This window comes from Shinella sp., from assembly GCF_049651085.1.
Taxonomy (GTDB): domain Bacteria; phylum Pseudomonadota; class Alphaproteobacteria; order Rhizobiales; family Rhizobiaceae; genus Shinella.
This window is the reverse complement of sequence record NZ_JBASBL010000013.1, coordinates 1-24,667: the sequence shown is the minus strand read 5'-3', so window position 1 is coordinate 24,667 and position 24,667 is coordinate 1. Positions and strand designations below refer to the sequence as shown.

At 61.9% G+C, this 24,667-nt stretch carries 24 protein-coding genes and 1 pseudogene; 3 read left to right on the top strand and 22 right to left on the bottom strand.

Going from position 1 to position 24,667, the window contains the following annotated elements:
* Window positions 1–89 precede the first annotated feature (89 nt).
* Window positions 90–1,430, bottom strand: coding sequence for an ABC transporter substrate-binding protein (locus tag WA950_RS07755; protein ID WP_424551173.1), 1,341 nt, complete (start codon window positions 1,428–1,430; stop codon window positions 90–92).
* A gap of 328 nt (window positions 1,431–1,758) precedes the next feature.
* Here WA950_RS07755 and WA950_RS07750 point away from each other — a divergent pair, with 328 nt between their 5' ends.
* Complete coding sequence (locus tag WA950_RS07750; protein WP_424551126.1) at window positions 1,759–2,787, top strand: substrate-binding domain-containing protein; 1,029 nt, start codon at window positions 1,759–1,761, stop codon at window positions 2,785–2,787.
* Window positions 2,788–2,926: 139 nt separating this feature from the next.
* On the opposite strand, the gene folD is transcribed toward WA950_RS07750, so the two are convergent.
* Window positions 2,927–3,826 (bottom strand): bifunctional methylenetetrahydrofolate dehydrogenase/methenyltetrahydrofolate cyclohydrolase FolD, encoded by a 900-nt coding sequence (gene folD / locus WA950_RS07745; RefSeq protein WP_424551125.1) that lies wholly within the window; start codon window positions 3,824–3,826, stop codon window positions 2,927–2,929.
* A 471-nt stretch (window positions 3,827–4,297) separates the two neighbouring features.
* Between folD and WA950_RS07740 the strand changes: the two genes are divergently transcribed.
* Window positions 4,298–5,086: a WecB/TagA/CpsF family glycosyltransferase gene (locus tag WA950_RS07740; RefSeq protein ID WP_424551124.1), complete on the top strand. Its 789-nt coding sequence runs from the start codon at window positions 4,298–4,300 to the stop codon at window positions 5,084–5,086.
* A 37-nt stretch (window positions 5,087–5,123) separates the two neighbouring features.
* Here WA950_RS07740 and WA950_RS07735 read toward each other — a convergent pair whose 3' ends face one another.
* The 20 genes from WA950_RS07735 to WA950_RS07640 form a co-directional block, all read right to left on the bottom strand.
* Complete coding sequence (locus WA950_RS07735; protein ID WP_424551123.1) at window positions 5,124–5,651, bottom strand: hypothetical protein; 528 nt, start codon at window positions 5,649–5,651, stop codon at window positions 5,124–5,126.
* Window positions 5,648–6,016 carry a hypothetical protein gene (locus WA950_RS07730; protein ID WP_424551122.1) on the bottom strand — a complete coding sequence of 123 codons (369 nt, stop codon included), beginning with the start codon at window positions 6,014–6,016 and terminating at the stop codon, window positions 5,648–5,650. Before WA950_RS07730 ends, WA950_RS07735 begins: the two co-directional genes overlap by 4 nt.
* Window positions 6,017–6,031: 15 nt before the next feature.
* Window positions 6,032–6,580, bottom strand: a complete 549-nt coding sequence (locus WA950_RS07725; protein ID WP_424551121.1) for a rod-binding protein — start codon at window positions 6,578–6,580, stop codon at window positions 6,032–6,034.
* A gap of 283 nt (window positions 6,581–6,863) precedes the next feature.
* Window positions 6,864–7,259: a hypothetical protein gene (locus WA950_RS07720; RefSeq protein WP_424551172.1), complete on the bottom strand. Its 396-nt coding sequence runs from the start codon at window positions 7,257–7,259 to the stop codon at window positions 6,864–6,866.
* 4 nt (window positions 7,260–7,263) lie between these two features.
* Window positions 7,264–8,016, bottom strand: a complete 753-nt coding sequence (fliR, locus tag WA950_RS07715) for a flagellar biosynthetic protein FliR (RefSeq protein WP_424551120.1) — start codon at window positions 8,014–8,016, stop codon at window positions 7,264–7,266.
* The gene (gene flhA, locus WA950_RS07710) at window positions 8,013–10,100 is read right to left on the bottom strand and encodes a flagellar biosynthesis protein FlhA (RefSeq protein ID WP_424551119.1); all 2,088 of its coding nucleotides are present in this window, start codon (window positions 10,098–10,100) and stop codon (window positions 8,013–8,015) included. The genes fliR and flhA overlap by 4 nt, the downstream gene beginning before the upstream one ends.
* A 107-nt stretch (window positions 10,101–10,207) precedes the next feature.
* Window positions 10,208–10,474, bottom strand: a complete 267-nt coding sequence (gene fliQ / locus WA950_RS07705; protein ID WP_424551118.1) for a flagellar biosynthesis protein FliQ — start codon at window positions 10,472–10,474, stop codon at window positions 10,208–10,210.
* A gap of 9 nt (window positions 10,475–10,483) precedes the next feature.
* On the bottom strand, window positions 10,484–10,900 hold the full coding sequence (gene flgD / locus WA950_RS07700; RefSeq protein ID WP_424551117.1) for a flagellar hook assembly protein FlgD: 417 nt from the start codon (window positions 10,898–10,900) through the stop codon (window positions 10,484–10,486).
* The gene (gene flbT / locus WA950_RS07695; protein WP_424551116.1) at window positions 10,894–11,340 is read right to left on the bottom strand and encodes a flagellar biosynthesis repressor FlbT; all 447 of its coding nucleotides are present in this window, start codon (window positions 11,338–11,340) and stop codon (window positions 10,894–10,896) included. The genes flgD and flbT overlap by 7 nt, the downstream gene beginning before the upstream one ends.
* Entirely contained in the window at window positions 11,337–11,687 is a 351-nt protein-coding gene (gene flaF, locus WA950_RS07690; protein WP_424551115.1) for a flagellar biosynthesis regulator FlaF, read from the bottom strand. Before flaF ends, flbT begins: the two co-directional genes overlap by 4 nt.
* Window positions 11,688–11,725: 38 nt before the next feature.
* Window positions 11,726–12,781 carry a flagellar hook-associated family protein gene (locus tag WA950_RS07685; RefSeq protein WP_424551114.1) on the bottom strand — a complete coding sequence of 352 codons (1,056 nt, stop codon included), beginning with the start codon at window positions 12,779–12,781 and terminating at the stop codon, window positions 11,726–11,728.
* Between the two features lie 3 nt (window positions 12,782–12,784).
* Entirely contained in the window at window positions 12,785–14,218 is a 1,434-nt protein-coding gene (flgK, locus tag WA950_RS07680) for a flagellar hook-associated protein FlgK (RefSeq protein WP_424551113.1), read from the bottom strand.
* Between the two features lie 43 nt (window positions 14,219–14,261).
* The gene (locus WA950_RS07675) at window positions 14,262–15,503 is read right to left on the bottom strand and encodes a flagellar hook protein FlgE (protein WP_424551112.1); all 1,242 of its coding nucleotides are present in this window, start codon (window positions 15,501–15,503) and stop codon (window positions 14,262–14,264) included.
* Between the two features lie 97 nt (window positions 15,504–15,600).
* Window positions 15,601–16,275 (bottom strand): transcriptional activator Rem, encoded by a 675-nt coding sequence (gene rem / locus WA950_RS07670; RefSeq protein WP_424551111.1) that lies wholly within the window; start codon window positions 16,273–16,275, stop codon window positions 15,601–15,603.
* A 280-nt stretch (window positions 16,276–16,555) separates the two neighbouring features.
* Complete coding sequence (locus WA950_RS07665; RefSeq protein WP_424551110.1) at window positions 16,556–17,131, bottom strand: transglycosylase SLT domain-containing protein; 576 nt, start codon at window positions 17,129–17,131, stop codon at window positions 16,556–16,558.
* Complete coding sequence (locus tag WA950_RS07660) at window positions 17,058–18,518, bottom strand: flagellar hook-length control protein FliK (protein WP_424551109.1); 1,461 nt, start codon at window positions 18,516–18,518, stop codon at window positions 17,058–17,060. The genes WA950_RS07665 and WA950_RS07660 overlap by 74 nt, the downstream gene beginning before the upstream one ends.
* Window positions 18,515–19,846 carry a chemotaxis protein MotC gene (gene motC, locus WA950_RS07655; protein WP_424551108.1) on the bottom strand — a complete coding sequence of 444 codons (1,332 nt, stop codon included), beginning with the start codon at window positions 19,844–19,846 and terminating at the stop codon, window positions 18,515–18,517. Before motC ends, WA950_RS07660 begins: the two co-directional genes overlap by 4 nt.
* Before the next feature lie 4 nt (window positions 19,847–19,850).
* Window positions 19,851–21,083: a MotB family protein gene (locus WA950_RS07650; RefSeq protein ID WP_424551107.1), complete on the bottom strand. Its 1,233-nt coding sequence runs from the start codon at window positions 21,081–21,083 to the stop codon at window positions 19,851–19,853.
* Complete coding sequence (locus WA950_RS07645; protein WP_424551106.1) at window positions 21,080–21,736, bottom strand: hypothetical protein; 657 nt, start codon at window positions 21,734–21,736, stop codon at window positions 21,080–21,082. The genes WA950_RS07650 and WA950_RS07645 overlap by 4 nt, the downstream gene beginning before the upstream one ends.
* Window positions 21,737–22,045: 309 nt before the next feature.
* Window positions 22,046–23,026 (bottom strand): flagellin, encoded by a 981-nt coding sequence (locus tag WA950_RS07640; RefSeq protein ID WP_424551105.1) that lies wholly within the window; start codon window positions 23,024–23,026, stop codon window positions 22,046–22,048.
* Window positions 23,027–23,790: 764 nt separating this feature from the next.
* Between WA950_RS07640 and WA950_RS07635 the strand changes: the two are divergent.
* A pseudogene (locus WA950_RS07635) lies at window positions 23,791–24,667 on the top strand (ice nucleation-like protein); the annotation flags it as partial.

Below are 24,667 nucleotides of genomic sequence, written 5' to 3'. Positions count from 1 at the left end.
TTCACGCGGCATTGCGACCGCATGGTCCGGCTGCACTTTGGCATGTTCCGGGAAAACCGGCCGGCGGATGCCGGCCGGTTCGCCAGATCTTACTTGATTGCATCCCAGGACTTCTGGACACCGTCTGCGACATCGGCAGCGGACTTGCCGCCAACGAAATCGACCATGCCGGTCCAGAAAGCGCCCGCGCCGATCTTGCCGGGCATCAGGTCGGATCCGTCGAAGCGGAAGGTCGTCGAATTGAGCAGGATCTCGCCCTGCTTCTTCATCGGCGCATTGGCATAGGCATCCTTGTTGGCGCTCTTGTAGGGCGTCAGGAAGCTGGCCTGCGCCATCCAGACCTCATGGGCGATCGGCGTCTTGAGGAACTCGATGAAGGCGCGCGCGGCCGGCGTGTCCTTGGTGATCATGGCGAGCGTGCCGGCGCCGAGCACCGGATTGCCGAGTTCCGGCTTGCTGGCATAGGGCGGCATGTAGAAGAAATCCGCATCCTCGCCGACAACCGTGCCTTCCGGGAAGAAGGACGGGATGAACGATGCCTGGTGGTGCAGGTAGCACTTCGGCGGCGAGGCGAAGAGACCCTTCGGACTGTCGCGGAAGTCGGTGGACGCCACCGCGGCCGCGCCGCCATCGACGAACTTGTCGTTCTTGGCGAACCAGCCGAATTCATCGAGCGCGCCGACCACCGCAGGATCGGTGAAGGGAATCTCGTTCGTCACCCACTTGTCGTAGGTTTCGGGCGAGGCGGTGCGCAGCATCAGGTCTTCGACCCAGTCGGTCGCCGGCCAGCCGGTAGCGCCGCCAGACCCCAGCCCGATGCACCAGGGCGTGCCGCCATCGGCGACGATCTGCTCGGTCAGCGCCTTCAGGTCTTCCATGGTCTTGGGCACTTCGTAGCCGGCATCCTCGAAGTTTTCCGGCACGTACCAGACGAGCGACTTCACGTCGATCTTGTAGGGGAAGCCAAAAAGCGCGGCATTGCCGTCCTTGTCCTTGTAGGTCGAAAGATCGACCCAGGACTGGCCGGCGGCGTAGTTGTCGAGCAGCCACTTCTGGGTCTCGTCGCCGAGCGGCGTCAGGTACCCCTTGGAAGCAAGGTCCGCGATGAGGCCGGGCTGCGGGAGGATGGCGACATCCGGCGGACTGCCGGCCTGCGTGTCGATGACGATCTGCTGTTCATAGTTTTCCGACGACGAATATTTGAGTTCGACGCCCGTCGCTTCGGTGAAATAGGCGTAGACGGCCTTGAACAGCGTCTCGTCCTCACCCCGCCAGGGGCCGAAAATGGTCAGCGTTTGGCCCTTCAGGTCGTGCCCCTTCTTGAAGTCCTCGTAACTCTGCCAGTTGAACTTCGCGTCTTCCCCGGGCTTGAACTTCAAGTCGGCGGCAGCGGCACCGCCCGCCATCACAAGTGCCAGCGCGGCGGTCATCAAAAATGTCTTTTTCACCTGATTTGCCTCCCATAGCAAACCCGCCCTCTCCCGGGGCAGGCATCTTCTAAAACGCAAAAATTCAAAGCGCTTTGGATTTCCTTTCATCCCACTTCCCCCGCGCATTCGTCAAGTACCCCCTAACTATTTGCGCGCAAAAACGCCGGACCTGACGCAGTGCAGCGTAGTTTTGCGGCGCAAAACGGCCAAAACCGCTTTTCCTGCTTGATGTGCTGATGTTAGATGCCAAAACGCTTTGGGAGCCATTCCAGCCGCGAGCGAACCGGCAATCCAAAGCGCTTCGAATACCTTCAAGAAAGCTAAGCATGTGAATCTCAAGCAGTTATCGAAATTGCTCGGCCTCTCCCAGACAACCGTGAGCAGGGCGCTGAACGGCTATCCGGAGGTCAACGCGGAAACCCGCCAGCGCGTGCTCGATGCTGTCAAGGAGACCGGGTACCGGCCGAACCGGGCGGCGCAACGCCTCGCGACCGGACGGGCAGGCTCGATCGGCCTCGTCATGCCAACGGCCGACGGCATCGAGTCCGACGTGCATTTCGGAGAGTTCCTTGCCGGTCTCGGCGACGAGGCGGTCAAGCACGATTTCCATTTCGTCATCAATCCGAGCCACCCCGAAGACGAGACCGCGACCTGCCGGCGGCTGGTGGCGAGCGGCAATGTCGATGCGATGTTCCTTGCCTATATGCGCGAGAACGATCCGCGCATCGCCATGCTGAAATCGTTGAAGACGCCCTTCGTCGTGCATGGCCGCTCGATCGGCATTGCGACCGATTATCCCTTTCTCGACATCGACAATACCGGCGCCTTCTACGATGCGGCCCGCCTGCTGACACAGCTCGGCCACCGCCATTTTGCGCTGATCAACGGGCCGGAACATCTCGCCTTCGCGATCCGCCGCGAGAAGGGCACCATGCGGGCACTTTCCGAACAGGGGCTCGTGCTGCGTCCCGAATGCGTGCACCATTCGCAGATGACGGACGAATACGGGTTCCGCGCCATGGAGCGCTTCCTGCAACTCGATACGCCGCCGACCGCCGTGCTCTGTTCCAGTACGGTTCTGGCGCTCGGCGCCGTACGGGCGATCAATCAGGCCGGGCTTAAGCTCGGCACCGATATTTCACTGATCGCCCATGACGACGTGTTGCCGATGCTGAAGCCGGAGAATTTCATGGTGCCGCTGACCACGACCCGCTCGTCGCTGCGCGCCGCCGGCCAGCGCATCGCCCGGCGGCTCATCGCCGGCATCCTCGACCTGGAGACCCTGCCGCAGCAGGAACTCTGGAAGACCGACCTCATCGTGCGCGCCTCCACGGGGCCGGCACCGATGGGGAAATGAAAAGGCGCCCCGCGGGGCGCCTTGACCAACTGTTCCTGGAGCAGTTCCGGTGAAACCCGGATCACCGAAATTGCTCCGGGGCCTTATTTTTACCGCACTATCAGACGCCGAAGCGATACCGCTTCGGCTGGAAATGCTTTTAGAACTTCGGCGGCGTCCTGCCGGCCTTGCGGTAGGCGGCGATCACCGTGTTGGCCATCAGCATGGCAATGGTCATGGGACCGACGCCGCCCGGAACCGGCGTGATGGCGCCTGCCACCTTCGCGCATTCCTCAAAGGCCACATCGCCGACCATGCGCGACTTGCCCTCGCCCTTCTCCGGCGCGGCAATGCGGTTGATGCCGACATCGATGACCGTTGCCCCGGGCTTCACCCAGTCGGCCTTCACCATTTCCGGCCGGCCAACGGCCGCGACCAGAATGTCCGCATTGCGGCACACGGCGGCCAGATCCCTGGTGCGCGAATGGGCAGTCGTCACGGTCGCATTGGCGGCAAGCAGCAGCGCCGACATCGGCTTGCCGAAGAGGTTGGAGCGGCCGATCACGACGGCATTGAGGCCCGAAAGATCGTTGCTATGCGTGCGGCGCACGAAGACCATGGCGCCGGCCGGCGTGCAGGAGACAAGGCCGCCATCGAGATCGCCGGTCGCCACCTTGCCGGCATTGACGACGTGCAGGCCGTCGACATCCTTTTCCGGCCTGATCGACTGGATGATCGGCTCAGCATCAAGGTGCCTTGGCAGCGGCAACTGCACGAGAATGCCATGGATGCTTTCGTCGGCATTCAGCGTTGCGACGAGGCGGGCAAGCTCTTCCTGTGTCGTTTCCTCCGGCAGCGTGTGCTGGATGGAGGTGAAGCCGCATTCCTTGGCCATGCGGCTCTTGGAGGAAACGTAGGCATGGCTTGCCGGATCCTCGCCGACGATGACGACGGCAAGGCCAGGCTTCACGCCCGCATCCTGTTCAAGGGCGGCAGACGCGGACTTCACCGCGTCAATCACGGAAGCGGCAACCTGCTTCCCATCGATAATGGTGGTCACATTTCTCTCCATGAATGAGTTGCACCCACTCTAGTGGGACGGCCGTTCGGCCCGACGGCCTCTTAACGCCGTATGCTGTCGAAAACACATAATTTCAAGCCGCAGAATCGGGAAGAATCCGATCGAACACGCTTTCCGTCACGCATGAAAGTCCAGCCGCTGTATCATAACGGAGCCGATCGCGCGCCCGCCGGGCCGCAAATTTATTGGCCGGGAATTGGTAAAAGAACGGGAGCTGGCGAAAAATCCCTTCCTGTTCAATGACTTAACCAGGTGGTTAGCCAAGGATGAAGGCCGGCACCCGCCTTTTCAAGGCTTCCTTAAACGGCCTTTCAGGCGGACCTGCTACAGGAGGAGGATGCAAGCCTTGCGGGAACGGCACGACGCCGGATCCTCGCGGGCAATGCCGGATACGCCGACCGGAAAGCCACAGGCGTCCGGAGGGCCAGTCGCAGGGGAAGGGACCGCATCATGGCCATCGCGTCGGGCAACATTGTTGCCTCGCAACGGGACATTCTCGGACTGCCGGTCTGCGATCTCGGCTGGGCGCAAACCTTCGCCTTTGCCGAAGAGGTGGCGGCCATGCCCTTCGGTCAAAGCGTCATCTCCTTCCTCAATGTGGAAAATGGCAACCGGATGATGCGGGACCGGGAATACCGGGCCGTGCTGGAACGCCAGATCGTCCTGCCGGACGGGCAAGGCATCGATATCGCCGCCCGGCTGCTCCACGGCCGGCGTTTCCCGGCGAACCTCAGCGGTATCGCCTTCGTCCCTGCCCTCCTGACCTACCTTGCCAGACCGATGCGCGTGGCGTTGATCGGCGGCGGGCCGGCGACGCTGATGCAGGCGGCCGAAGAGTTGCGCCGGCACACGCCCTGGCACGAGATCCTGCCGATTGCCGACGGAACCTTCGACCCTGCCCAATCCGACACCGTGATGGATCGCGTGCGCGCAGCGAATGTGGACATTCTCGTCGTTGCGCTGGGGAGCCCGGCGCAAGAGAAATGGATCGACCGTCATGTCGGCCCCGGCCATGCGCGGCTCGTGATCAGCGTCGGCGGCCTCTTCGAGGCCCTTGCCGACAAGACGTACCGGACGCCGCTCGACAGCCGCAAGGGATACCTCGCACAGCTCTGCCGGTTCGTGTGCGAGCGCGATTTCGCCAATCCGCTCTTCCTCTTCCATCTCCTGCGCTACAGGCTGTCGGGCATGGGCGCGACGCGCGGCGTGACCGGAACGGCAAAGGCCGGCACGCTCTAGCGGCCGGCTTTCGCGAAAACAGCGTCGTTTCGGGGTGTCAGTGCCCGCTGCTGCCCTGTGCCTCGCCAGAGGGAACCTCACCCTTCAGCAGCGTCACGCCCTGCTTGAGCGGCGGATTGTCCACCGAAGCCGTCGTGAGATAGTCGATCTGTTCGACATAGACCTCGGCGATGACCTCCGCGCCGAAGCGGCGGTTCAGCCCCTCCTTCACGACGCCCCGGAAGGCCTCCAGATCGAAGCTTCCAGCTGCGTTGACGTCTATCAGCTTGTTGCCGACGAGCAGCGTGTATAGTTCATCGGTGATCATCTGCGGCAGGGGCACGACCTGCTTGGCCGCCAGTTCCTTGTTCGCCTTGTAGGCGAGCCTGGTCAGAAGGTAGCCGTTGACGCCGTCCGCTCCGATCACCGGCACGGTGGTCGTGTAGCCGGTGACGAATTCCATGGCTGCCTCGCGCTCTGCTGCGGCGGCATCGACCTTGGGGCTCGACGCCATCTTCAGCGAGAAATAGACCGAGGCGAGCGTGATCGCCAGAATCCAGACGCCGGTGCCGATGAGCTTGATCATGTACCGTAACTCACGCGGAACTGTTCCTGCGAATAGGTCCCGTCAGCTTCGAGGTCCTGCACCGCATTCTTCAGGATGCTGACGACCTCGCGCACGGCTTCCAGATGAGCCGAGACGCGCTGCGCATTGATGGCAAGCTTGTCGCGCACGCGGCCGAGCTGCGTCGAGAAGGTCGACGGAACTTCTTCCGGCCGCACGTCGCGCGTCAGCATCGCCAGTTCGTACAGGCAGCGGCTCTTGTGGGCGTTCGACGTCGGCAGATCGAAATCGGGATCGCTGCCGATATTGTCGTTCTCGTTGTCGATGATCGTCTCGAGCCTGCCGAGGACGGTGCGGATCCGCAGTTCGTTGTTAGCCTGTTCCATTTCGTTGGTCTCCGCTTATGCTTTCTTGTCGTCTTCTTTGATGCCCGGCGTCAGGTCGGCAAAGGCCTGTCGCTGCAGGGCATGAACCATGCCGGAGGCGACACGGTCCGTGTCGTTCTCCTTCGAGCCCGCGCCAATGCCGCTGCTCTTGGCAAGGCTTTCGGCAATGCCGATGCCGCCGCCCTTGGCGAGCGCGTCACCCAGCTGGTCGGCCATCATGCCCCGCCATATCTCGCCGGCCGTGCCCTTGCCGTAGAGCTCTTCGCTCTCGGCAGGCATCATCGACTTCACGAAGTTCTGCAGCACCATCGATTCGAATTTGCGCAGATGCTCCGGGATGGCTTTCGCGCCGACGGCCTTGACGCCATCGGAAACGTTCGTTGCGGCCGTGTCGCGATTGAGAATACCGACCGCGGCCTGAAAACCGGCGCCCGCTTCGGCAAGGCTGTTGGCCTGGAATGCCGCGCGGTTCGATTTCAGCTTGGCTTGCGCTTCCTGGACCTGTGTCGGGTCGGCAGCGCGCACGACATCGAGCACCAGATCGCTGGGGGGAGAAATTGCCACGTCTCAGAGCCTTTCAGGTGATCCTCAAGAGCAAGACCCGTCTTCATGGCGGTCCGCCGGCCTCATGACCATTCCGGACACCCGGTCCCCGCCCGCGCCAGCTCAAGGGCTGCTTCGGCAAAACCGTGTCATCGTCCTGATGCGACTATCGCTGCCCAACCTTACGGGAGGCTGGTGGTGAATGACGAAGCCGTGACGGGAACGATCCCGAAATCCATTTTCGCGCAAGCTTGATAAGGTGGCGGTAAATCGTCCAACTAACCAATAGGTTGAGAAAATCGACCTAACCGTCGCTCGTCTTGTAGGCGATATGCTGGTCGATCAGGTCGTAGATGGAATCGTCCGCGGCCTCGCGGTCCTCGGCGTTGCGGGCTTCCTTCATCCGGTCTTCCATGCGGTCGCCCTTGGTGCGCTCGCGCACCACGCGCATCTCGTGCATCTGCTGCACGTTGGCCAGCATTTGCTCCTGCTGCTGGAGCTTGGCGTACTGGTTGGAATAGTGGTGCGAGAAGCTGCGATGCACGGGATCGAGCGAGTTGATCGCCTCTACGACGACGTCCATCGTCTCGCTCGCCTCCTGCCGCTGGCGCGTCGTGCTGGCAAGGTCGATCTCCGCGATCTTTTCGAGATGGCGCTGGACATTGACCAGACGTTTCAGCTTGTCCGACCGGCTCTGCACCATCCTATTGCCCCTGGAAGACCGGCAGGAAACCCGCCACAAAAATTTCGAGCAGCGAGGAAATCCCGAAATACATCAGGACCAGCCCCCCCATGATGATGAACGGCAGCGAGACGAAGTAGATCGGAATCTGCGGGGCAAGCTTGTTGACGAGGCCGACGGAGACGTTGAAGACCAGACCGTAGAGAATGAAGGGGCTGGCAAGCCTCAGCATGATCATGAAGGTCTGGCTCAGCGTGTCGGTGAGCGAGATCAGCGCGCTCTGCGGATTGAAGCCCGCGCCGATCGGCAGGACATTGTAGGAATCCACCAGCGCCCGCAGCACGACGTGGTGGAAATCCAGTATGAAGAGCACCAGCAGGCCGGCAAAGGACAGCAGGTTCGTCAACTGGTTTTCGGCCGTGTCTTCCACGACATCAGGCGTCGGCGGTGCGTTGAAGCCCATCATCATGGTCAGCACCGTGCCGGCAAATTGCAGGCCGAGCACATAGTAGCGCGCGATCAGGCCTATAACCGCGCCGGTCAATGTCTCGAAGACGATCATCGTGAGATAGCCGTCGAGCGAGCCGGTGGAGCGCGGGTAGATCGTGTCCCACAGAATAGGCAGGATCGCCATGGAGATCGCCACTGCGAGCAGCAGGCGGATCTGCATGGAGAGGCGCGCCGAAGAAAAGCCCGGCAGCAGCATGAAGCACCCGCCGACACGGCAAAAGGCTGCGAACAGCGCCAGCACCATGCCCTGCGGGTCCGCTATCATGAAATGGAGCCGAGAATCTTGATCTCGATGCCCTTGGCGAGCTCGACATGCGAGAGTACCGGCAATGTGGCAAACAGGCGCTCGATGATCATGCGCACATAAGAGCGGGATTCGGGCGACGTGACCAGTACAAAGGGCGTGCCACGGTCGAGAAACTCGCGGATAACCCGGGTCGCCTGCTCGGAAAACTCCTCAAGCTGGCGCGGATCGATGTCGAACTCGACGATTTCGCCCTTGCTGTCGCGCTTCAGCGCCTGGTGGAACACCATGTCCCACTTGTTGCCGAGGCGAAGCACCGGAAGCACGCCATTGTCGGTGAGATCGCCGCAGATCTGCTGCGCCATGCGGATGCGGACATGCTCGACGATCTGCTCGGTCTTGCGCACATGCGGGGCAAGTTCGGCGACCGCTTCGAGGATCAGGTGCAGGTTGCGGATGGAGACGCGCTCGGCGAGCAGCAGCTTCAGCACGGCCTGCAGGCCGGAATAGGACATGTGCGACGAGCAAATCTCGTCGGCCAGCTTGCGGTATTCCGGGTCGAGACGCTCGATCAGCACCTTCACGTCCTTGTAGGACAGGAGCTGCGGCAGGTTGTTGCGGATCACTTCGGAAAGATGCGTCAGCACCACGGAGACGTTGTCGATCGGGTGGAAGCCCTCGCGGCGCAGGTCGTCGGCAAAGGTTTCGAGGATCGAGACGGCCGGCATGCCGAAAGCGGGTTCGCGGATATCGTCGCCCGGCACGCTCGGCTTGCGGCCGCCACCGGTGACCACGAGCACTTCGCCGACCCGCACGATGTTGGAGGCGATCGTCGTGCCGTGGATGCGGATCTGGTAGGACTTGTCCGGGATGGCGATGTCGTCGGAGACCTTGATTTCCGGCACCACGAAACCGTATTGGCCGGCAAACTTCTTGCGCATCTTTCCGACGCGGAAGGCGAGTTCCTGATGCGCACCGAGCAGGCGCGTGGAGACCTGCTTGCCGAGCAGCAGCTCGATTTCGGCGGTCTTCAGCACCGACTTGACCGAATCCTTCTCCTGGTCGCGCGAGGCCTGGACCTGCTCGGCCTCATGTTCCCGCTTGCGCCGGTTCTCTTCCTCTATGCGGCGCGGGATGATCCAGCTGCCGAAGGCCATGATGCTGCCGAGCGCCATGAAGGGCAGGAAAGGCAGGCCGGGCATGAGAGCCATCAGGATCATCAGGCCGGAGGCGACAAGAAGCGCGCGCGGATAGCCGCTGAGCTGGTTGATGACCGCCTGATCGGTCGAGCCCGCCGTGCCGCCACGCGAGACGATGAGGCCGGCGGCAAGCGAGACGATGAGAGCGGGGATCTGCGAGACGAGACCGTCGCCGACCGACAGCTTGACGAAAACGTCGGCCGCTTCGGAAAGCTCCATGCCATGGCGGAAATAGCCGATGATGATGCCGCCGAAGACGTTGATGGCGGTGATCAGCAGGCCGGCAATGGCATCGCCGCGCACGAATTTCGATGCACCGTCCATCGAGCCGAAGAAGGAGCTTTCCTCTTCCAGCTCGCGGCGGCGGAGCTGTGCCTGTTTTTCGTCGATAAGGCCGGCGGAAAGGTCAGCGTCGATCGACATCTGCTTGCCGGGAATGGCGTCGAGGGTGAAGCGCGCGCCGACTTCGGCGATACGCGTCGCACCCTTGGTGATGACGATGAAGTTCACCACGATCAGGATCATGAAGACGATGAGACCGATGACGAAGTCGCCGGACATGACGAGGCTGGCAAAGCCCGCGATCACGCCGCCCGCTGCATCGTGCCCCTCGTTGCCGTTGGAGAGGATGACGCGCGTCGTCGCGATGTTGAGCGCGAGGCGGATCATCGTGGCAATCAGCAGCACGGTCGGGAAGGACGAGAAGTCGAGCGGGCGCTGGATCCACAGCGCAACCATGAGGATGAGCACCGAGAAGGCGATGGAGAACGCCAGCCCGATGTCGATCATGAAGGGCGGGATCGGCAGGAAGAGGATCGACAGGATCGTCAGGATGCCTATCGCGAACGCGATATCGCGACCACGTGGGCTCACCTTCGGAAGGTTGATTGCCGGTACTTGCGCCATCTGAATGCTTCCCGTCTCGTCATGAGAGGCGGCGGCGCGTCACACGCGTCGCCCATTTCACCCGATGACCTACAGGGCGAAGCTTGCGCGAGGGTGGCAGAAGGCGGCTAGAAGCCGCTCTCTATTCGCGAAAAGACGAGATTGGTGAAGATGGAGATCTGCGAGCCGATGAAGGGTGCCGAAATGGCGATCGTCACGAAGATCGCAAGGATTTTCGGCACGAAGGTGAGGGTCATTTCCTGCACCTGGGTCAGCGCCTGTATGAAGGCGATGGCGACGCCCACGAGCATGGCGGCAAGCACCGCCGGACCGGAGGCCGCGATGACCGTCCAGATGGCTGCCTGCGCTATGTCGAGGGCGTCTGCCTCATTCACGGAATAAGTTCACTTCACGATTACGCCGGGTCCGATGACAAGCTTCTCACCCGAATCAAGCGTCGCAACAATACCGTCATTGTATAGCGCCACTTCCTTGACGACGCCAGAAACCTTGCCGTCCTGGCTGGTGACGGTACGGCCGATGACGGCATTGGCCTCCTGTAGCGACGTGCGCTGAAGCAGGCTTTCCAGGTTCTTGTTCGTCTTGATGGTCTGCTCGACCTGCGAGAAGGTCGCAAGCTGCGCCATCTGCTGGCTCGCGTCCATCGGTGCGGTCGGATCCTGGTTCTTCATCTGCGCGACGAGCAGCTTGAGGAAGCTCTCGTAGTTCAGCGTGGCGTCTTTCGTATCCTTGTTCGACTCGGCGCCCGTAACAGTGGGCGTGTAGCCGGCAGAGGTCGGGGAACCGACAGCGTCTACCATGGTGCAATCTCCCTGCGGATCTGTTCGATCGTGGCCGGCGCCATTTCCTGACTGTTGAGGATGCGATCCTCGATCGGGTACAGGCCGCGGATGGCCTTCAGCGCCTCGAAGGCACGGCCTTGCGTGACGAGCGCGTCGACACGCTTGAGTTCGGCCAGCACTTCCTCGTTCTTGAAGCAGGAAAGCAGCATGATGACGGACTTGCGGAACATCGCGATCGACTGTTCGGCGCCTTCCGGATTGATCAGCGACATCTGCGCGATGAAATAGAGCTGGCGAAGCGGCGTGGTCGCCTGCTCCGGTTGCAGGACGTGATTTTCCAGAAGGAAGGTCACGTCGTTGAGGAACTCGATCGCGACCTTGCGATCGACCCTCAGAACCGCGCCGTTGACAAAAATGCGTTCACCGGACTTCAGCGATATACGCAGCGTACTTTTCATTGGATGCCATCCTTGATGATGGTGGTGATGTCGATGATGCCCTGGAAGTTCCTGGATTCGCGTTTGCGGATCTTTTCGATTTCCTTGAGAATCCAGATGGCGATCGAGATGAGATTGGCCCGAAGTTCGTCCTGGAGCTGGTTTTCCGGATTTCCGAGATCTTCGATAAAGCGTATCCAAACCCGACGCGTAAAATAGACGGCTTCCACCGCCTCCTTGCCGTAGCGGTCCTCCACTGCCATTGCCGCTTTCAGAAGCGCAATCGACCGTTCAAGGACCTGCCGTTCCCGATCCTTCGAGACGGCAACGCCCTCCTCCATGATCTCGGCATATGAAAACTGGTACATTCAGACATCCTTCATGTGTGTCCGTACCCTCTGGTTCATCAGAGGTAGTTCAGCAGACTGAGATTTTGGATCCTCGAGGTCAGCGTGTAGGCGAGCGAGAGCTGCGATTCGAGCGTGGTCACGCGCGTCGCCGCCTCGTAGGTATCGATTCCTTCCATGTCCTGGATGCTGGCGCTCAGGATGGTGATCTGAGCATTGAGCGAGACATTGGCCTGTGTGACACGCGCCTCGGAGATACCGAGCTTGGAGCGTTCGCCATCGACGCCGGAAATCGCGCGGCCCATATAGTCGATCGCCGCATCGCTGACCGTCTTGCGCGTCTGCTCCGTAAGGCCAAGCGCAAGGAGTTCCTGACCGAGCACCAGGCCGAGCGCCATGCGACGCATACCCTCCGCATTGGTGTTGGTCGAGCTCTGGACGGTTTCCGCGGCGCTGACGCGGCTCTGCATGTTCTCGTCCGATGCATTCGACCAGTTCGTCTCCCAATAGGAGTCGTCCATGAAGCTGGTTTCAAGATCGGCTATGAAGCTCTCCATGGCGGCCGGCGTGATCTCCTCTGTCGAGGAGTACCCGTTCGCCATCATGAAGTTCGCGAATTCGGTGTCGAAAGCGACCTTCGCGGGCGAGGCAGGCGACGTCTGGAAATAGTCTTTGAAGGGCATCACGTCGGAATTGATGCCTGCAAACAGATATTCGCCGCTGAAGGACGTATTGGCTGCAGCGGTGAACGTCGACAGGGCCTTGCCGATGCTCTCCTGCGCCAGCGCCAGCTGGTCGGCCGACGTGATGCCGGACAGCGCGATCAGCACCTCCATGGCGTCGTTCGCCGCACCCGACATCTGGCCGAGGGCCAATTGCGATGCCGAGAGGCGCTGCGTGGTCAGGGCATTCGTGCTTTTCAGCGATTCCATGCGCTGCAGGTCGCGGTGCAAATTCAGCGTCCGCGCGGTCTTGGCGCCCAGCACGGCACCGACATCCGAATGGCGGCCGGTGACCGTCTCTTCCTGAAGCTGCAACATCTCCTTCTGCGCCTTGGCCACGGTGAGCCGCATCGAATTCTGAAGGGACATGTTGGAAACGAAAGAAGTCTTCATAACTTAACCCGCTGCCTGGAGAAGAGCGGTAATCATCTCATCGACCGCCGCCATGAGTTTCGCTGACGCCTTGTAGGACTGCTCGAGATCGAGAAGCAGTGCGAGCTCCTCGTCCAGGCTGACGGCCGTGACGTTCTGGAGCGCTTCCTGCGTGCGTCCGAGCAGGGCGTTCTTGTCGTCGCCCGCAGTCGAGGCGGCGCTTCGGATCGCTTCCAGCCAGCCGACCGAGCCGGTCGCAAAGGCGAGGATCGTACCCGTCGTATCAATGGCCGCAGCAGAATCGAAGTCCGCCGGCGTCTCGAATGCCGCTGCATAGAGGTTCAGGCGCTCGGAGAAGCTGGCATTGTCACCGATATTGAAGGAGGTGGTGATGCCGTCACGCAGCAGCATCGCATTGCCGCCCTGGCTGGTGATCACGTCCGTGTTCACCTTGATGACGGTCGAAAGACCCGGAACGACGCCAGTGACGCTAAGGTCGTCCCCGACGGCAACGCCGTTGCGCACGAAGAGGCCGTCCACTCCGTTCTCGGAGAACATGTTGATGAGGGTACGAGCCGTTTCGTCGAGCTGTGCCTGGGAGGCCGGCGCGGCGTGGTCGCGAAGCTGGAGGAGTGCCGCGATCGAGCCTTGAGCGGAGGTGTTGCCGCCCGTACCGGCCTGGACCGGCACGCCGTCAATCAGGATCTGATTGCCGTCGACGGTCGCCGTATAGGTCGTCGTCGGGACGAAGGACACGCTGCGCGCGACCGTCTCGAACAGCACCGTGCCGTCGCTGGTATAGAGCGCGAGGTCGTTGTTCGTGCGGTTGACGGTGGTCACGCCGACAATCGCCGAAATCTCGGTCAGAAGCTTGTCGCGCTGGTCGAGGGCATCGTTGTCCGGCGCACCGGCAGCCGTGCTCTGCCTGACCTTGTCGTTATAGGTCTGGAATTCCTTGAGCAGGCGATTGATCTCGACGACCGCGGTGTCGATGTCCGCATCCGCCTCGGCGCGCATTTTCTGCAGCGCGGTCGAGGTGCTGTTCAGCGAGTTCACAACGTCGATGGCGTCGGACACGACGGTCTCGGCCAGCGATACCTCGTTCGGCTTGTCGGCGAAGGCCTGAAGGTTGTCGCGAAACTTCGCGAGATAGGTGGACGGGGCGAGTTCGTAGTCCTCGCCGCCGAGCATCATCTTCATCTGCGTGAGGCCGGCAAGCAACGTGTCCTGACCGGCAGCCTTGGAAATGCTGAGCAGGTTCTGCTTCAGCAGGGCTTCGTTCTGGGCACGCTGCGTTTCGACGACCGTTGCGCCCGAGGACGCCGTGGCGAGAATTGCGGCACGGCGGGCGTAGGCCGGGTTGCTTGCATTGGCAATGTTCTTCGACGCGACGGCCGATTGCAGGCCTACGTTGGAGAAACTGGACTGAGCAGTCTTCATTGCTGCTGTAAGCGACATCGGTTTTACCTAACTCTCGAATGCATATGCGGCCTGGGCCGCCTTATCTCTTGAGGTTGACGAGAACTTCCATGAGCTCCGAGCCGGTCTGGAAGACCTTCGAGTTCGCCGTGTAATTGCGCTGCGACTCGATCATGCTCGTCAGCTCTTCGGCGATATCGACGTTGGAATCCTCAAGCGCACCCGAGATGACGCTGCCAAAGCCGCCATTGCCGGCATAACCCATGACGACGACACCGGACTCCGGGCTCTGCGCATAGACGTTGCCGGCAAGCGGCTTGAGATTGTCCGGGCTCTGAACGTTCGCCATGGCGATACGGTACTTCGGCGCGATGTCGCCGTTCTCGTACTTCAGGTAGACGATACCGTCGTCGCTGATCTCATAGCCGGCCACGCCACTCGGGCCGATACCATCGATGTCGCCCTTGGCTGCAAAGGAGGCCGCCAGCTGCGTCGAGCCGCCGGTCGCACCGCCGATGGAAATGTCCAGCGGATTGAGAACGCCCCCGCCAACCATAAGCTCGTCCGTGGTGATCTCCGTGGGAGAAACCAGCTTGCCTTCCGAATCGAATGTCAGGGTGACCGGTGCAAGAAGCTGCGTTACCGTCCCGGAATCAGGGTCGGTATAGTTGACTTCCAATTCCCATTCACTGCTCGGCGGCGGGCCTGCGATGGTGCCGACCTTTGTGTAGTTGAAGTCGAGCTTGCGGGTATTGCCCAAGCTGTCATAAGCGACGAGCGACGTGGACTTCTTAAAGCCATCATCTTCGTTCGACGGCAGGTTCGTATGAAGGTAACCCTTTTCGGACGCCTTCACGTTCAACTCGCCGGACGCAAGATTGATTTCTTCGAGGCCCGCAAAGCCGTTGATGACGATCGTCGGATCCTCGGTGGAGGAATAGGGATAGCCCATCAGCGTGAAACCGGCGGAGTTGCGCAGCGTGCCGTCATTCATCGGCGTGAAGGCGCCGGCGCGGGTCATGTATTCCTGACCGTCCGTACCCTGCACGATGAAGAAGCCCTTGCCGTTGATGCCAAGATCCGTCGCGGAATTCGTATAGGTGAAGGTGCCCTGCGCGGAAATGGAGTAGCGCACGTCCGTGTTCACGCCGCCCGAATTGTAGGCGCCGCCGGTCGTGGGCAGGATCAGCGAAGAGAACTGGGTCGAGGCCTTCTTGTAGCCCGTCGTGTTCGCGTTGGCGATGTTGTCGGCCACCGTGCTCAGGCGGTTCGCCTGGGCATTCATGCCGGAAACACCCGTTCTCATCGTACCGTAAAGGCTCATGTGATTTCCCCGTTCGTCTCGTCACTACGACCCTATGGGACGGGCCTTGCGTGAAGCTGGCTGCCGGGGACCCCTCCCCGTATGCCAGCAATCAAATTCAGCTCTGCCAGTCGATGCAGTAGCCAAGGAAGCGCTTGGAATCGATCGGGTCGAAACCGAGCTTCTTGCGCAGCTTCTTGCGCAGCTTGCTGATGTGGCTTTCAACGACGTTTTCCTCGACGTCTTCATCGAAGATGCCGTAGATCGCATTGAAGATCTGGGTCTTGGAAAGCCGGCGGCCGCGGTTGGCGACCAGGTATTCGAGGATCCGGCGCTCGCGGCGCGGCAGCGGGAAGACTTCGTCGTTTATTTCCGGGTCACGGCCGTCCGAGAAGACGCGGATCGGACCGATTTCGGTGTGATTGGCAAGCGCCTTGAGGCGGCGCCGGATGGCCGCCGCACGGGCCAGGATTTCACGAGGATGCACGGGCTTGCGCACGACGTCGTCGACGCCGCTGTCAAAGAGCGCAAGGGTGTTTTCCAGCGAAGGTGTATCGCTGACCGCGATCACCGGGGCCTGCGAGCGATCCCGGATCGCACGGGGCAGCTCCATGTGGAGCTGGCTCTGGCCGATCAGGAATGCCTCGACCGCATCGATATCCGAATCGGCAGCGGTATTGACCCACTCGCCGAATTCCCGAGGATCGAAAGCCGTCGAGGGCACGCCCTCGCGACCAAAAAGAGAAGTATAGCCGTCCTTAACGAGCTCGCGCTCATCAACCACTACGATCATTCGTCCGCCTCCGAATCACTGTGGTGTTTCATTCAGGCAGTCGTACGAATCGGGCGAATCACCGGCAACTAGAGGATTTAATTGGCTGGTTTTAATAATTGATTAAGAACCGCGTGCCGATTTGATCTAGATATAGTACGGGCGCCCGGATATCACCACAATTTTCCAGTGAAAAGGTTAACAAAGGTTAACAGCGCACCTTGGCGCTCTAAAATAGGGCGCATTCCTGCCACATTGCGGCACAGCCCCTTCAAGCGGGCAATTTCAACGACTGGTTGAATTACTGGCAGAAACTTTTTGCGTTCGGCGTCCAGCTGCCATAACCCGTCGCCACCAGGTTTGCGATGACCCGGCAAACGTAGCGCTTCTGCGCCGGATCGTTGTTCGGGCCGGCGTGATAGCGCGCGACGGCCATCGTCCAGGTTTCATGCCGGGCATGCAGGCGTGCCAGAAACGCAGCCGCATATTCGACGTTCTTGCGCGGGTCGAACATTTCGGCCGGCGAGGCGAACTCGCCGCCGTGGAAGTGGTGGTTGATCTGCATGCATCCAAGGTCGATCAGCTTGGCGCCGCGCGCGCGCGCCGCTTCGAACGTCTGGAGCGCATCCTGCCGGCTCGCGCCGAAATAGGCCTTGCCCTCGATGTTCAGGGCATAGGGCTGGAGCGATCCCTTCCGGCCGGTCTCGGTGAGCCCGACCGAGTAGAGGATGCCGGCGGGGACATCGTATTTGGCGGCAGCGGCGAGGATTTCCCGCTCGCAGCTGCCGACGGCTGCTGCCGCATCAGAGATAGACGCCGCCAGAGCGCAGAGGCTGACTGCCAGCAGGACCAGAAGAGGTTTCCGTGTTGCCTTCATGGGATCTTCCCTCACGTCCGAACGTATCCTGCTCACCGCCCCGCTCACGACCATTTCCGCCTTCGCGGGCCTGCGCCTGGCTGGAGGACTGCTGCTGCGATTGCGGCCCCTGTCCGTCGCCCTGCTGGGTGCCCGCGCCACGATCCGCCGAGGAAAGCTGCACGGTGACCTGATCGACCGCGAAGCCCTGGCCACGCAACGCGCGAACGATGGCGTCCTGGTCATCGGTGAGCTGGCGATAGGCCTCGCCCGTTTCCACCTGCAGCGAGACGACGAGTTCGTCGCCATGGAGGCGCAGCGTCGCCGTCACAAGGCCAAGCTCGATCGGGTTCATCTGGATCTTCAGCGTATTGACGACCTTGCCGGTCATCGCAGCTTCTGCGTGGGTCAACCCGCCGGTGGCGCTGAGCGAAGCCGTCCACGCCGGGTCCTGCGTGATCGCGCCCGTCACGGCGGCCGCATTGCCGGTCTGCGCCAGGCCGATATAGCGGCGCGCATCGACCACGGTTACCGTCTCGCCCTTCGGCCCGGTGGGATTGGCGTCGCGGAAGGTCGCGCGATCGCCGGCGCCGTTGAGGTTCATGTCGAGGTCGCGGCCCTTGCCATCCGCCCGGATCATGCGGAAGAGCTGGTCCGTATCCGATTGCACCGCGTCGGCGCCATCGTCCGAGTGGGCCGCATCCGCCCGACCGCCAGCAGCCTTCTCCGCAGCCGGATCTGTTTTCGACGAAGCCTTGCCACCCTGCACCTTCGCGTCCTGCGCGGCACCGGAGGCCGCAAGGCTGCCGGCGGCATTGCTGACGATCACATGGGGCGACGCACCGGCTGCGCCCAGCAATTCAAGGAGGTTACCGACATCCGTGTTGTCCGCCGTCGCCTCCCCTGTGCCCTCCGCATCGTTCGCTTCCGACGCCCCGGCCCTGGTTCCCTCACGGCCCTCCACCAGCATCTTGCGGCCCGGGCGGGCGGCGTCTGCGACGGATGCCGTCTTCTCGCCGAAGGTGGGTTGCGCGTCGCGATGGACGCCTTTCTCCACCGCACCGCTCATCCGCTCGCGGCTGGCGCGTTCCGAAACAGCCTTGTTGCCTGCCTCGCCGTCACCGGCAAGGTTCGCAATCGTCGCCGCAAAATCGCCCGCCGCGCGGCCGTCCGGCTTGCCTCGGGCCGAAAGCGACTGGTCCTGACCGGCGTCAGACGCCTCGCCCCTACCGGAGATCGAGACGTGTCCGCCCTTGCGTTCCCCGTCTTCGTCCCTGCTGCGCAGGCTGGCGATCGTGAGCGCAAAATCGCCTTTTTCCGAAGCGCCGGCGGCACCTTGCCCAGCCTTGCCCTTGGATGGTGCCTGCCCCGGCAGGGCGCCCGAAACTCCGCTAGCGATAGTGCTCAACTGCCTTCTCCCTTCAAGAGCGCATCGATCTCGTCGAGCTTGGACCGGCCACCCGACACGAAGCTGTCGAATGCCGGGTCGATGCCCGCCTTTTCCTGCTGCCCTTGTTCTTCGTTCTTTTCTTTTTCCGCCTTGGCAGCCGCGACCGGCGTCTCGCCGCCGCCTGCCCGCGGGTCCATCGACTGCGCCGCCGTATCGGCGTCCAGGTCCTCGTAGGATGCGGCCTCCGCATCCATCGGCGTTTCCGTTTGCGTCACCGTCGGCCGTGTTCCGGAAGCCTGCGGCGTGCGCAGCACCTCCTCGGCCACCGCGCGGGCGGCTGCCTTCAGCGCCCGGTCCTTGACGGAGAGCTTGTCGTCCGGAATGGCGACGATCGAGTCCATCGCCGCAGCGACGTCACCGGACGGCACCAGGGCGAGACCCGAATAGAGGTCCGCCAGCACCTTCGGCAGGCTTTCATCGTCTTCCGAGAGAAACTGGGCCCGCTCCGCCGCAAGCGCGCCAAGCTTGTTCTTGCCCGAGATCGCCGCGAGCCTCGACATGCGCAGATAGACCTCACGCTGGCGAGGCACATCCATGAAGGAAAGGACTTCGAGAATGTCCTCTTCCTTCAGCGCATCGAAATGATCGACGGCAAGCTTCACGAAAAGGTCGGCGAACTGGCTTGCATAGGGCGAGCGCAGATAGCGGCGCGCATAGCGGTTCGCATAGAGCATGCTCTTGTCGATCCAGCCGGCTTCGCTGGCAATGAAGATGGAGCGGCGCAGCGCCGCTTCCTCGACGATCGTGCCCGGCGCGGCAAGACGCGCCCAGTCGAAATAGCCGAGCGCCAGCTTCGGGTCCTTGCGGATGACCGAATTGGCAGAAACGAGCGCCAGATAGGGCCCGACGCGTGAACGCTTGTATTCCGGGAAGATTTCCGCGAGCGACTTCACGCTCTGGCTGCCCCGGCCTCCAAGATAGTTGCGCAAGGTATCGGTGAGACGGGAATCGAAGTGGCCGGCGATATCATTCTTGAGCAGGAGTTCCAGCGTCTCGGGATTGCCGCCGCTCATTGCATAGACAAGGGCTGCATCCACATTGCGCGGGTCGTCGAAGATGGAGGGATCGGCCGAGCGCAACCGCTCATCGATGGTGGTGAGCAGGAAGCGCTGCATCTCCATCGCGGAGTGATCGCCGAGCACCACCGTATCCTGCACGAATTGCAGCGAGCGGATCATCTTGTAGGGCGCAAGGTCGTCCGGCGTTTGGGCGCGCGCGGATACGGTTGCCGCAAGCGTCGCGCAGAAAACCGTCCCCGTCAGAAAAAGGCGCCGGAAAGACCGCATCGCTTCAGCCGCCTCCGACCTGAATGAGGATTTCGATGCGCCGGTTTGCATCGGCCATCGGATCGCTCTCGATCTTCAGCCGACGATCGGCAAAGCCGGTCACCTGGCTGACGCGCTTTTCCTCAAGGCCGCCGCGCACCAGCATGTAGTAGGCGCTCTGCGCACGGTCCATGGACAGACGCCAGTTGTCGTTCTTGCCGCCAGCGAAGGGGCGGGCATCCGTATGGCCGCGGATGGCGATCGCACCCGGCCGCTCGCCGAGGATCTTGCCGATCTTTTCCATGGCAAGAACCATTTCCTGCCGCGGCACGGCCGAACCGATGTTGAACATCGGCGTGTCGAGCTGGTCGGTGAGGCTCACGAGCAGACCGCCCTCGGCGGGCGTGACGGTCAGGCCCTCGGCCAGCTTGCCGATCGCGCCGATCTCCTGCGTGATCTGCTTCTTCAGTTCCGCGGCCTGCTCTTCGTCCTTGGCCCTGGCGGCATCGGCGGCAATTTTTTCCGCCTCGGCCTTGTCTTCTTCCGCCTTCTTGGCCGCAGTTTCCGCGTCGGCCTTTTCGAGCGCTTCCTCAACCGTTCTGTCGGTATCGACGGCGGCCATCTGCTGGCCGGACTGGTCCGCCTTCACCTGCGCCTCGCTGCCGGCATCGGTCGCTTCGGAAATTTCTACCTGCTGCGTCCAGAAATCGGGATCGAACGGGTCGCGGTAGGCCTCGCCGCCATTGGCGCCGGTTGCGGGACCGGAATTGGCCGCGCCGCCTTCGCCCTTGGCACTGACATTTGCCTGCTGCCCGACTTCCTGCGCGATCTCGGAAAGAACCGAATAGGGATTGTTGAAGAAATCGGCCTCGGAATATTTCGTTTCCTCACCGGCCGTCGTCTTGTGGTCCTGGCCCTTCTCAGCGCCGTTGCCACTCGCCTGCTGCTGACCTTCTTCCTTCGACTTGTCCTGCGTCGCCTCGCCTTCCTGGCTGTTGGCGGGCTTCTTTACGGACTTCTCCGCCGGCTTGTCGTCGGTCAGCTTGATCGGATTGAAATAGGAAGCGACGGACGCCTTGGTCTCCTCGTTCGCGGCATTGACGAGCCACATCACGAGGAAGAACGCCATCATGGCCGTCATGAAGTCTGCATAGGCGATCTTCCACGCGGCTGCATGGTGGCTGCCTTCGTGATCGCCATGGCGCTTGACGATGATGATCTCGTTCCTGCCGTGGTGGTGATTTTCGCCTTCGCTCATGCAAGCACCTTGCGTACCGTGTCAGCCCAGGCCGCCATCCGCGTTACCAGGACGGCGTCACCGAATTCCACCGTCAGATCGACATCCTGCATTTCGACATGCCGGAAGATCGGCGCGGCTTCCTCGAAATGCGACTTCAACTGCTCGAAGAGGTTCAACGGCCCCTTCACCGTGATCGTGAGGCCCTCGCCGTCGTGCAAGCCTTCAGCGATCAGGCGCGCGAGATCGGAGACCGCTCCCTTCGTCAGCACATGGCTCATGACGGGAGCCAGAACCTGCGCCGCCTGCGCGGCAACCTCGTTGGCAACCTCACCCGTCAGGGCGTTAAACCGTTCGGCAAGCGCCGTGGCGTAGTCCTGCTCGTAGCGCACCTTCAGCGCGTCGAGTTCGGCCTTGTGTGCCGCCTTCAGGGCGGCGATGGCGTCATCGTGCCTGGCGAGCAGCTCAACTTCGGCTTCTGCGCGGCCATCCGCGAAGGACGCGGCCCGCTCTGCCTCCACATCCACCTCCGGCAAGGTCGACGGCAGCGCGAAGGGCTCCCCGGCAGCAACGGCTGCTTCGTCCTGCATGAAGCTCGGCGGCTGGAAGGCAGGCGTCTGGGCGCGTGGAGGCGCACCGAAATCCTTGAGGTAGCGGGCGAGATGGGCGCTCATACCGCCGCCTCCGGCCGGTCTGCCTGCCGGACGAAAGCCAAGGAGGCCCGGCGGGATACCCGCGGGCCACATCGACCTTCGCTCGTAAATACACTCTTACCTGACAACACCGTTGACCTGTCTCCCCGGACATCCGCCTTCCGGAGGCGAAAGGCGGACAATCTTCCTGATCGTGCACCGAACCTAGGGAACCAAACTTGTGCGAGGATGAAGATGAAGGGTGTTGGGCCGCACCAGGGCAATTGCGCGGCCCAACCGCCCGCCCCGGCCGATGACCAATGGCCGGGCGGATTCGAAACCTGCCTGCCCTTACTGACGGAAGAGCTGGAGGATGTTCTCTGCGCTCGAGTTGGCGATCGACAGAGACTGGATACCGAGTTGCTGCTGGGTCTGAAGCGCCTTGAGCCGCGTCGATTCCTCGTTCATGTCCGCATCGACCAGGCGGCCGATGCCCTTGTCGATCACGTCGCCGAGGCTGGCGACGAAGCTCTCCTGCATCTCGATGCGCTTGGTGATGGCGCCGAGCGTGGAGGCGGCGTTCGTCAGATCCTTGATGATGAAATCCGTGACGCTGATCATTGCGTCGAGTGCTTCATTGTCGGTGGAGCCGTCGATCTGGATTTCCTCGCCCGTATCCGGGCTCGCCGTATCGATCACCTTGCTCATGTCGATGAGATAGTAGTCGCCGGTCAGCGCGGCCGGGTCGTCCGAAAGCGCGGAGGCATCGATGGCCTTGGTGAGATATCCGGCGGCGGGATTCTCGACATCGATCAAAAGGGAATTCTGGGTATCGAAATCGAGCGTGGCGACACTCACATTGCCGCTGGCGGTGCGCACGAAGGAGGCGACGACGGATTTCACCCCGAGCGGGTCGGTGCCGGAATTGTAGAGCCAGTTTTCGCCGGAGAAGGATGCCGACTGAGCCGTCGAAACGAGCTGGTTCTTCAGTTCCTTGATCTCGTCGTTGATCTTGTTCTTGTCGACACCCGGTTCGCGGGCTGCCACCAGCTTGGCCTTGATCTCGCTCATCACCTCGATGACGTTTTCCAGCGCGGTATAGGCAGTGTCGACCTTGGCCGCGCCGAGGCCAAGAGCATCGGCGACGGTGGAGATCGCACGATTGTCGGAGCGCATCGTGGTCGCGATCGACCAGTAGGCGGCATTGTCGGCGGCGCTTTCGACGCGCAGGCCGGAAGAGACACGCGCCTGCGTGGTCTGCATGTTGTTGTCGATGGAGCGAAGGGTCTGCAGCGCCGCCATGGCGGCGGAGTTGGTCAAGATACTGGTCATCGGCATTCGTCCTGGAAAAGGAGATTATCGGGGACATGCCGGAGTGTGGTGGGGACCGGTAACGACGGAGGGCTTCATGCATCCGGCGCCACTCGTTTGCCCTGAGCGCGGATCCATCGTTCTTAACGACTGGTTAACGAGAAATGGTTAACAAATGGTTAATGCCGTTAAGGCTTCATAAAGGAAACCGAAGAGAGCGTAAATTTTTCATGGCCATATTTCATGGTCAGCGGGCCGTCCGGGACCGGCATTGCGGCGCGTCATGGCCATTCGGGCGTTTCGTTTCCGGGCAGCCTCAAAGGGCAGGCAGCCCTCCCGGAAACGGCGAAACGCCGGGGCGGCGACGCCGGCAGGAGTGCAACCCGTGCGCGGCCTGTTAACTCAATATTAAAAGCTGCCGGTTTAGAAATGGCATAGGTCGAAAAGGGGAGTAGCACGGGTATGAAAAGCCCTGTGCGCGCTTCCCGGCAACAGCATAGCCGATGCAAGGCGATTGCGACTCAAATGGCGTAGGGATCGAAGCTGTCCAAGGCTTCGGCGCATGATGCCCTTCCGATGCGCTGGCTCGTTCGAGCCATGTTTCAAGTAACATTGTTTTCGTTCAACCGGACGTGCGGATCCGAGCGCCAGGTATGGTGCCCGACCGAACGGTGATACGGCTGGCGCATGGCGCGCTTGGGGCCCGGGGAGAAGATCGACACTCTTCTCGCTCGGCCGGTAGCACGAGAACGACGTTGACCATTAGCTAGAACAAGGGCGCGTCCATGACTATTGATATTTCCTCGATGACCGTCAGCCAGATCCGGAAGCTCACCGTTGCCGAAATCGGCACGTTGGGTACAGCGGATGTCTCGGCATTTTCCGCCGAAAAGGTCGCGGCACTCAATGCCAAGCAGCTGAACGCCTTCACGACGACCAGCTTCGTATCCTTCAAGTCCGATCAGATCAGCGCGATTACCGCGACGGCACTGCGTGGTCTGGATCCAACCCAGATCGCAGCTCTTGAATCCGGCCACATCCAGGGCCTCACCAACAAGCAGGCCGCCGTCCTCACCGGCGCCCAGGTTGCCACATTCACGACCGGCGAAGTCGAGGCCCTCTCTGCCTCGCAGATCTCGGCGCTCGGCTACGACGTCTTCACCACGTTCGACTCCGCCGAGATTGCCCTCTTCACCACGGCTGAAGTTGCCGCCATCAGCCCGAAGGCCATCTCCGGCCTCGCAACCGGCACCATCGCAGGCCTCTCGACCGCCAAGGTCGCTGTCTTGACGAGCGGACAGGTCGCAGCGCTCTCGGCTGCACAGCTGAACGCTTTCTCCTCCACCCAGCTGGCCAGCCTTGACGCCAATACGTTCAAGGCGCTGACCGCCAAGCAGCTCTCGGGCCTCGACACCAAGCAGATCGCAGCCCTGGGCACCAGCCAGCTCGCCGCCATCGAAGCCAAGAACATCGCATCCCTGACCAGCAAGCAGGCCGCCGCCCTGAGCACGGCACAGGTCGAAGCCCTGAACAGCGCCCAGATCGCAGCGCTCAACAAGGCCGTCTTCACGACCTTCAACTCTGCCGAACTGGCCCTCTTCACCACTGCTGAAGTGGCTGCCATCAGCGACAAGGTCATCTCCAGCCTGACCACCGCTGCTG

What these genes read in the sequence shown, in the direction of transcription:
- WA950_RS07675 (WP_424551112.1), bottom strand. Translation starts at nt 15,503, where the DNA reads ATGAGCCTTTACGGTACGATGAGAACGGGTGTTTCCGGCATGAATGCC.
- WA950_RS07755 (WP_424551173.1), bottom strand. Translation starts at nt 1,430, where the DNA reads ATGACCGCCGCGCTGGCACTTGTGATGGCGGGCGGTGCCGCTGCCGCC.
- flgD (WP_424551117.1), bottom strand. Translation starts at nt 10,900, where the DNA reads ATGGTAGACGCTGTCGGTTCCCCGACCTCTGCCGGCTACACGCCCACT.
- WA950_RS07730 (WP_424551122.1), bottom strand. Translation starts at nt 6,016, where the DNA reads ATGGAACAGGCTAACAACGAACTGCGGATCCGCACCGTCCTCGGCAGG.
- WA950_RS07685 (WP_424551114.1), bottom strand. Translation starts at nt 12,781, where the DNA reads ATGAAGACTTCTTTCGTTTCCAACATGTCCCTTCAGAATTCGATGCGG.
- WA950_RS07645 (WP_424551106.1), bottom strand. Translation starts at nt 21,736, where the DNA reads ATGAGCGCCCATCTCGCCCGCTACCTCAAGGATTTCGGTGCGCCTCCA.
- motC (WP_424551108.1), bottom strand. Translation starts at nt 19,846, where the DNA reads ATGCGGTCTTTCCGGCGCCTTTTTCTGACGGGGACGGTTTTCTGCGCG.
- WA950_RS07740 (WP_424551124.1), top strand. Translation starts at nt 4,298, where the DNA reads ATGGCCATCGCGTCGGGCAACATTGTTGCCTCGCAACGGGACATTCTC.
- flhA (WP_424551119.1), bottom strand. Translation starts at nt 10,100, where the DNA reads ATGGCGCAAGTACCGGCAATCAACCTTCCGAAGGTGAGCCCACGTGGT.
- rem (WP_424551111.1), bottom strand. Translation starts at nt 16,275, where the DNA reads ATGATCGTAGTGGTTGATGAGCGCGAGCTCGTTAAGGACGGCTATACT.
- flbT (WP_424551116.1), bottom strand. Translation starts at nt 11,340, where the DNA reads ATGAAAAGTACGCTGCGTATATCGCTGAAGTCCGGTGAACGCATTTTT.
- WA950_RS07735 (WP_424551123.1), bottom strand. Translation starts at nt 5,651, where the DNA reads ATGATCAAGCTCATCGGCACCGGCGTCTGGATTCTGGCGATCACGCTC.
- flaF (WP_424551115.1), bottom strand. Translation starts at nt 11,687, where the DNA reads ATGTACCAGTTTTCATATGCCGAGATCATGGAGGAGGGCGTTGCCGTC.
- flgK (WP_424551113.1), bottom strand. Translation starts at nt 14,218, where the DNA reads ATGTCGCTTACAGCAGCAATGAAGACTGCTCAGTCCAGTTTCTCCAAC.
- WA950_RS07650 (WP_424551107.1), bottom strand. Translation starts at nt 21,083, where the DNA reads ATGAGCGAAGGCGAAAATCACCACCACGGCAGGAACGAGATCATCATC.
- WA950_RS07665 (WP_424551110.1), bottom strand. Translation starts at nt 17,131, where the DNA reads ATGAAGGCAACACGGAAACCTCTTCTGGTCCTGCTGGCAGTCAGCCTC.
- WA950_RS07640 (WP_424551105.1), bottom strand. Translation starts at nt 23,026, where the DNA reads ATGACCAGTATCTTGACCAACTCCGCCGCCATGGCGGCGCTGCAGACC.
- fliR (WP_424551120.1), bottom strand. Translation starts at nt 8,016, where the DNA reads ATGATAGCGGACCCGCAGGGCATGGTGCTGGCGCTGTTCGCAGCCTTT.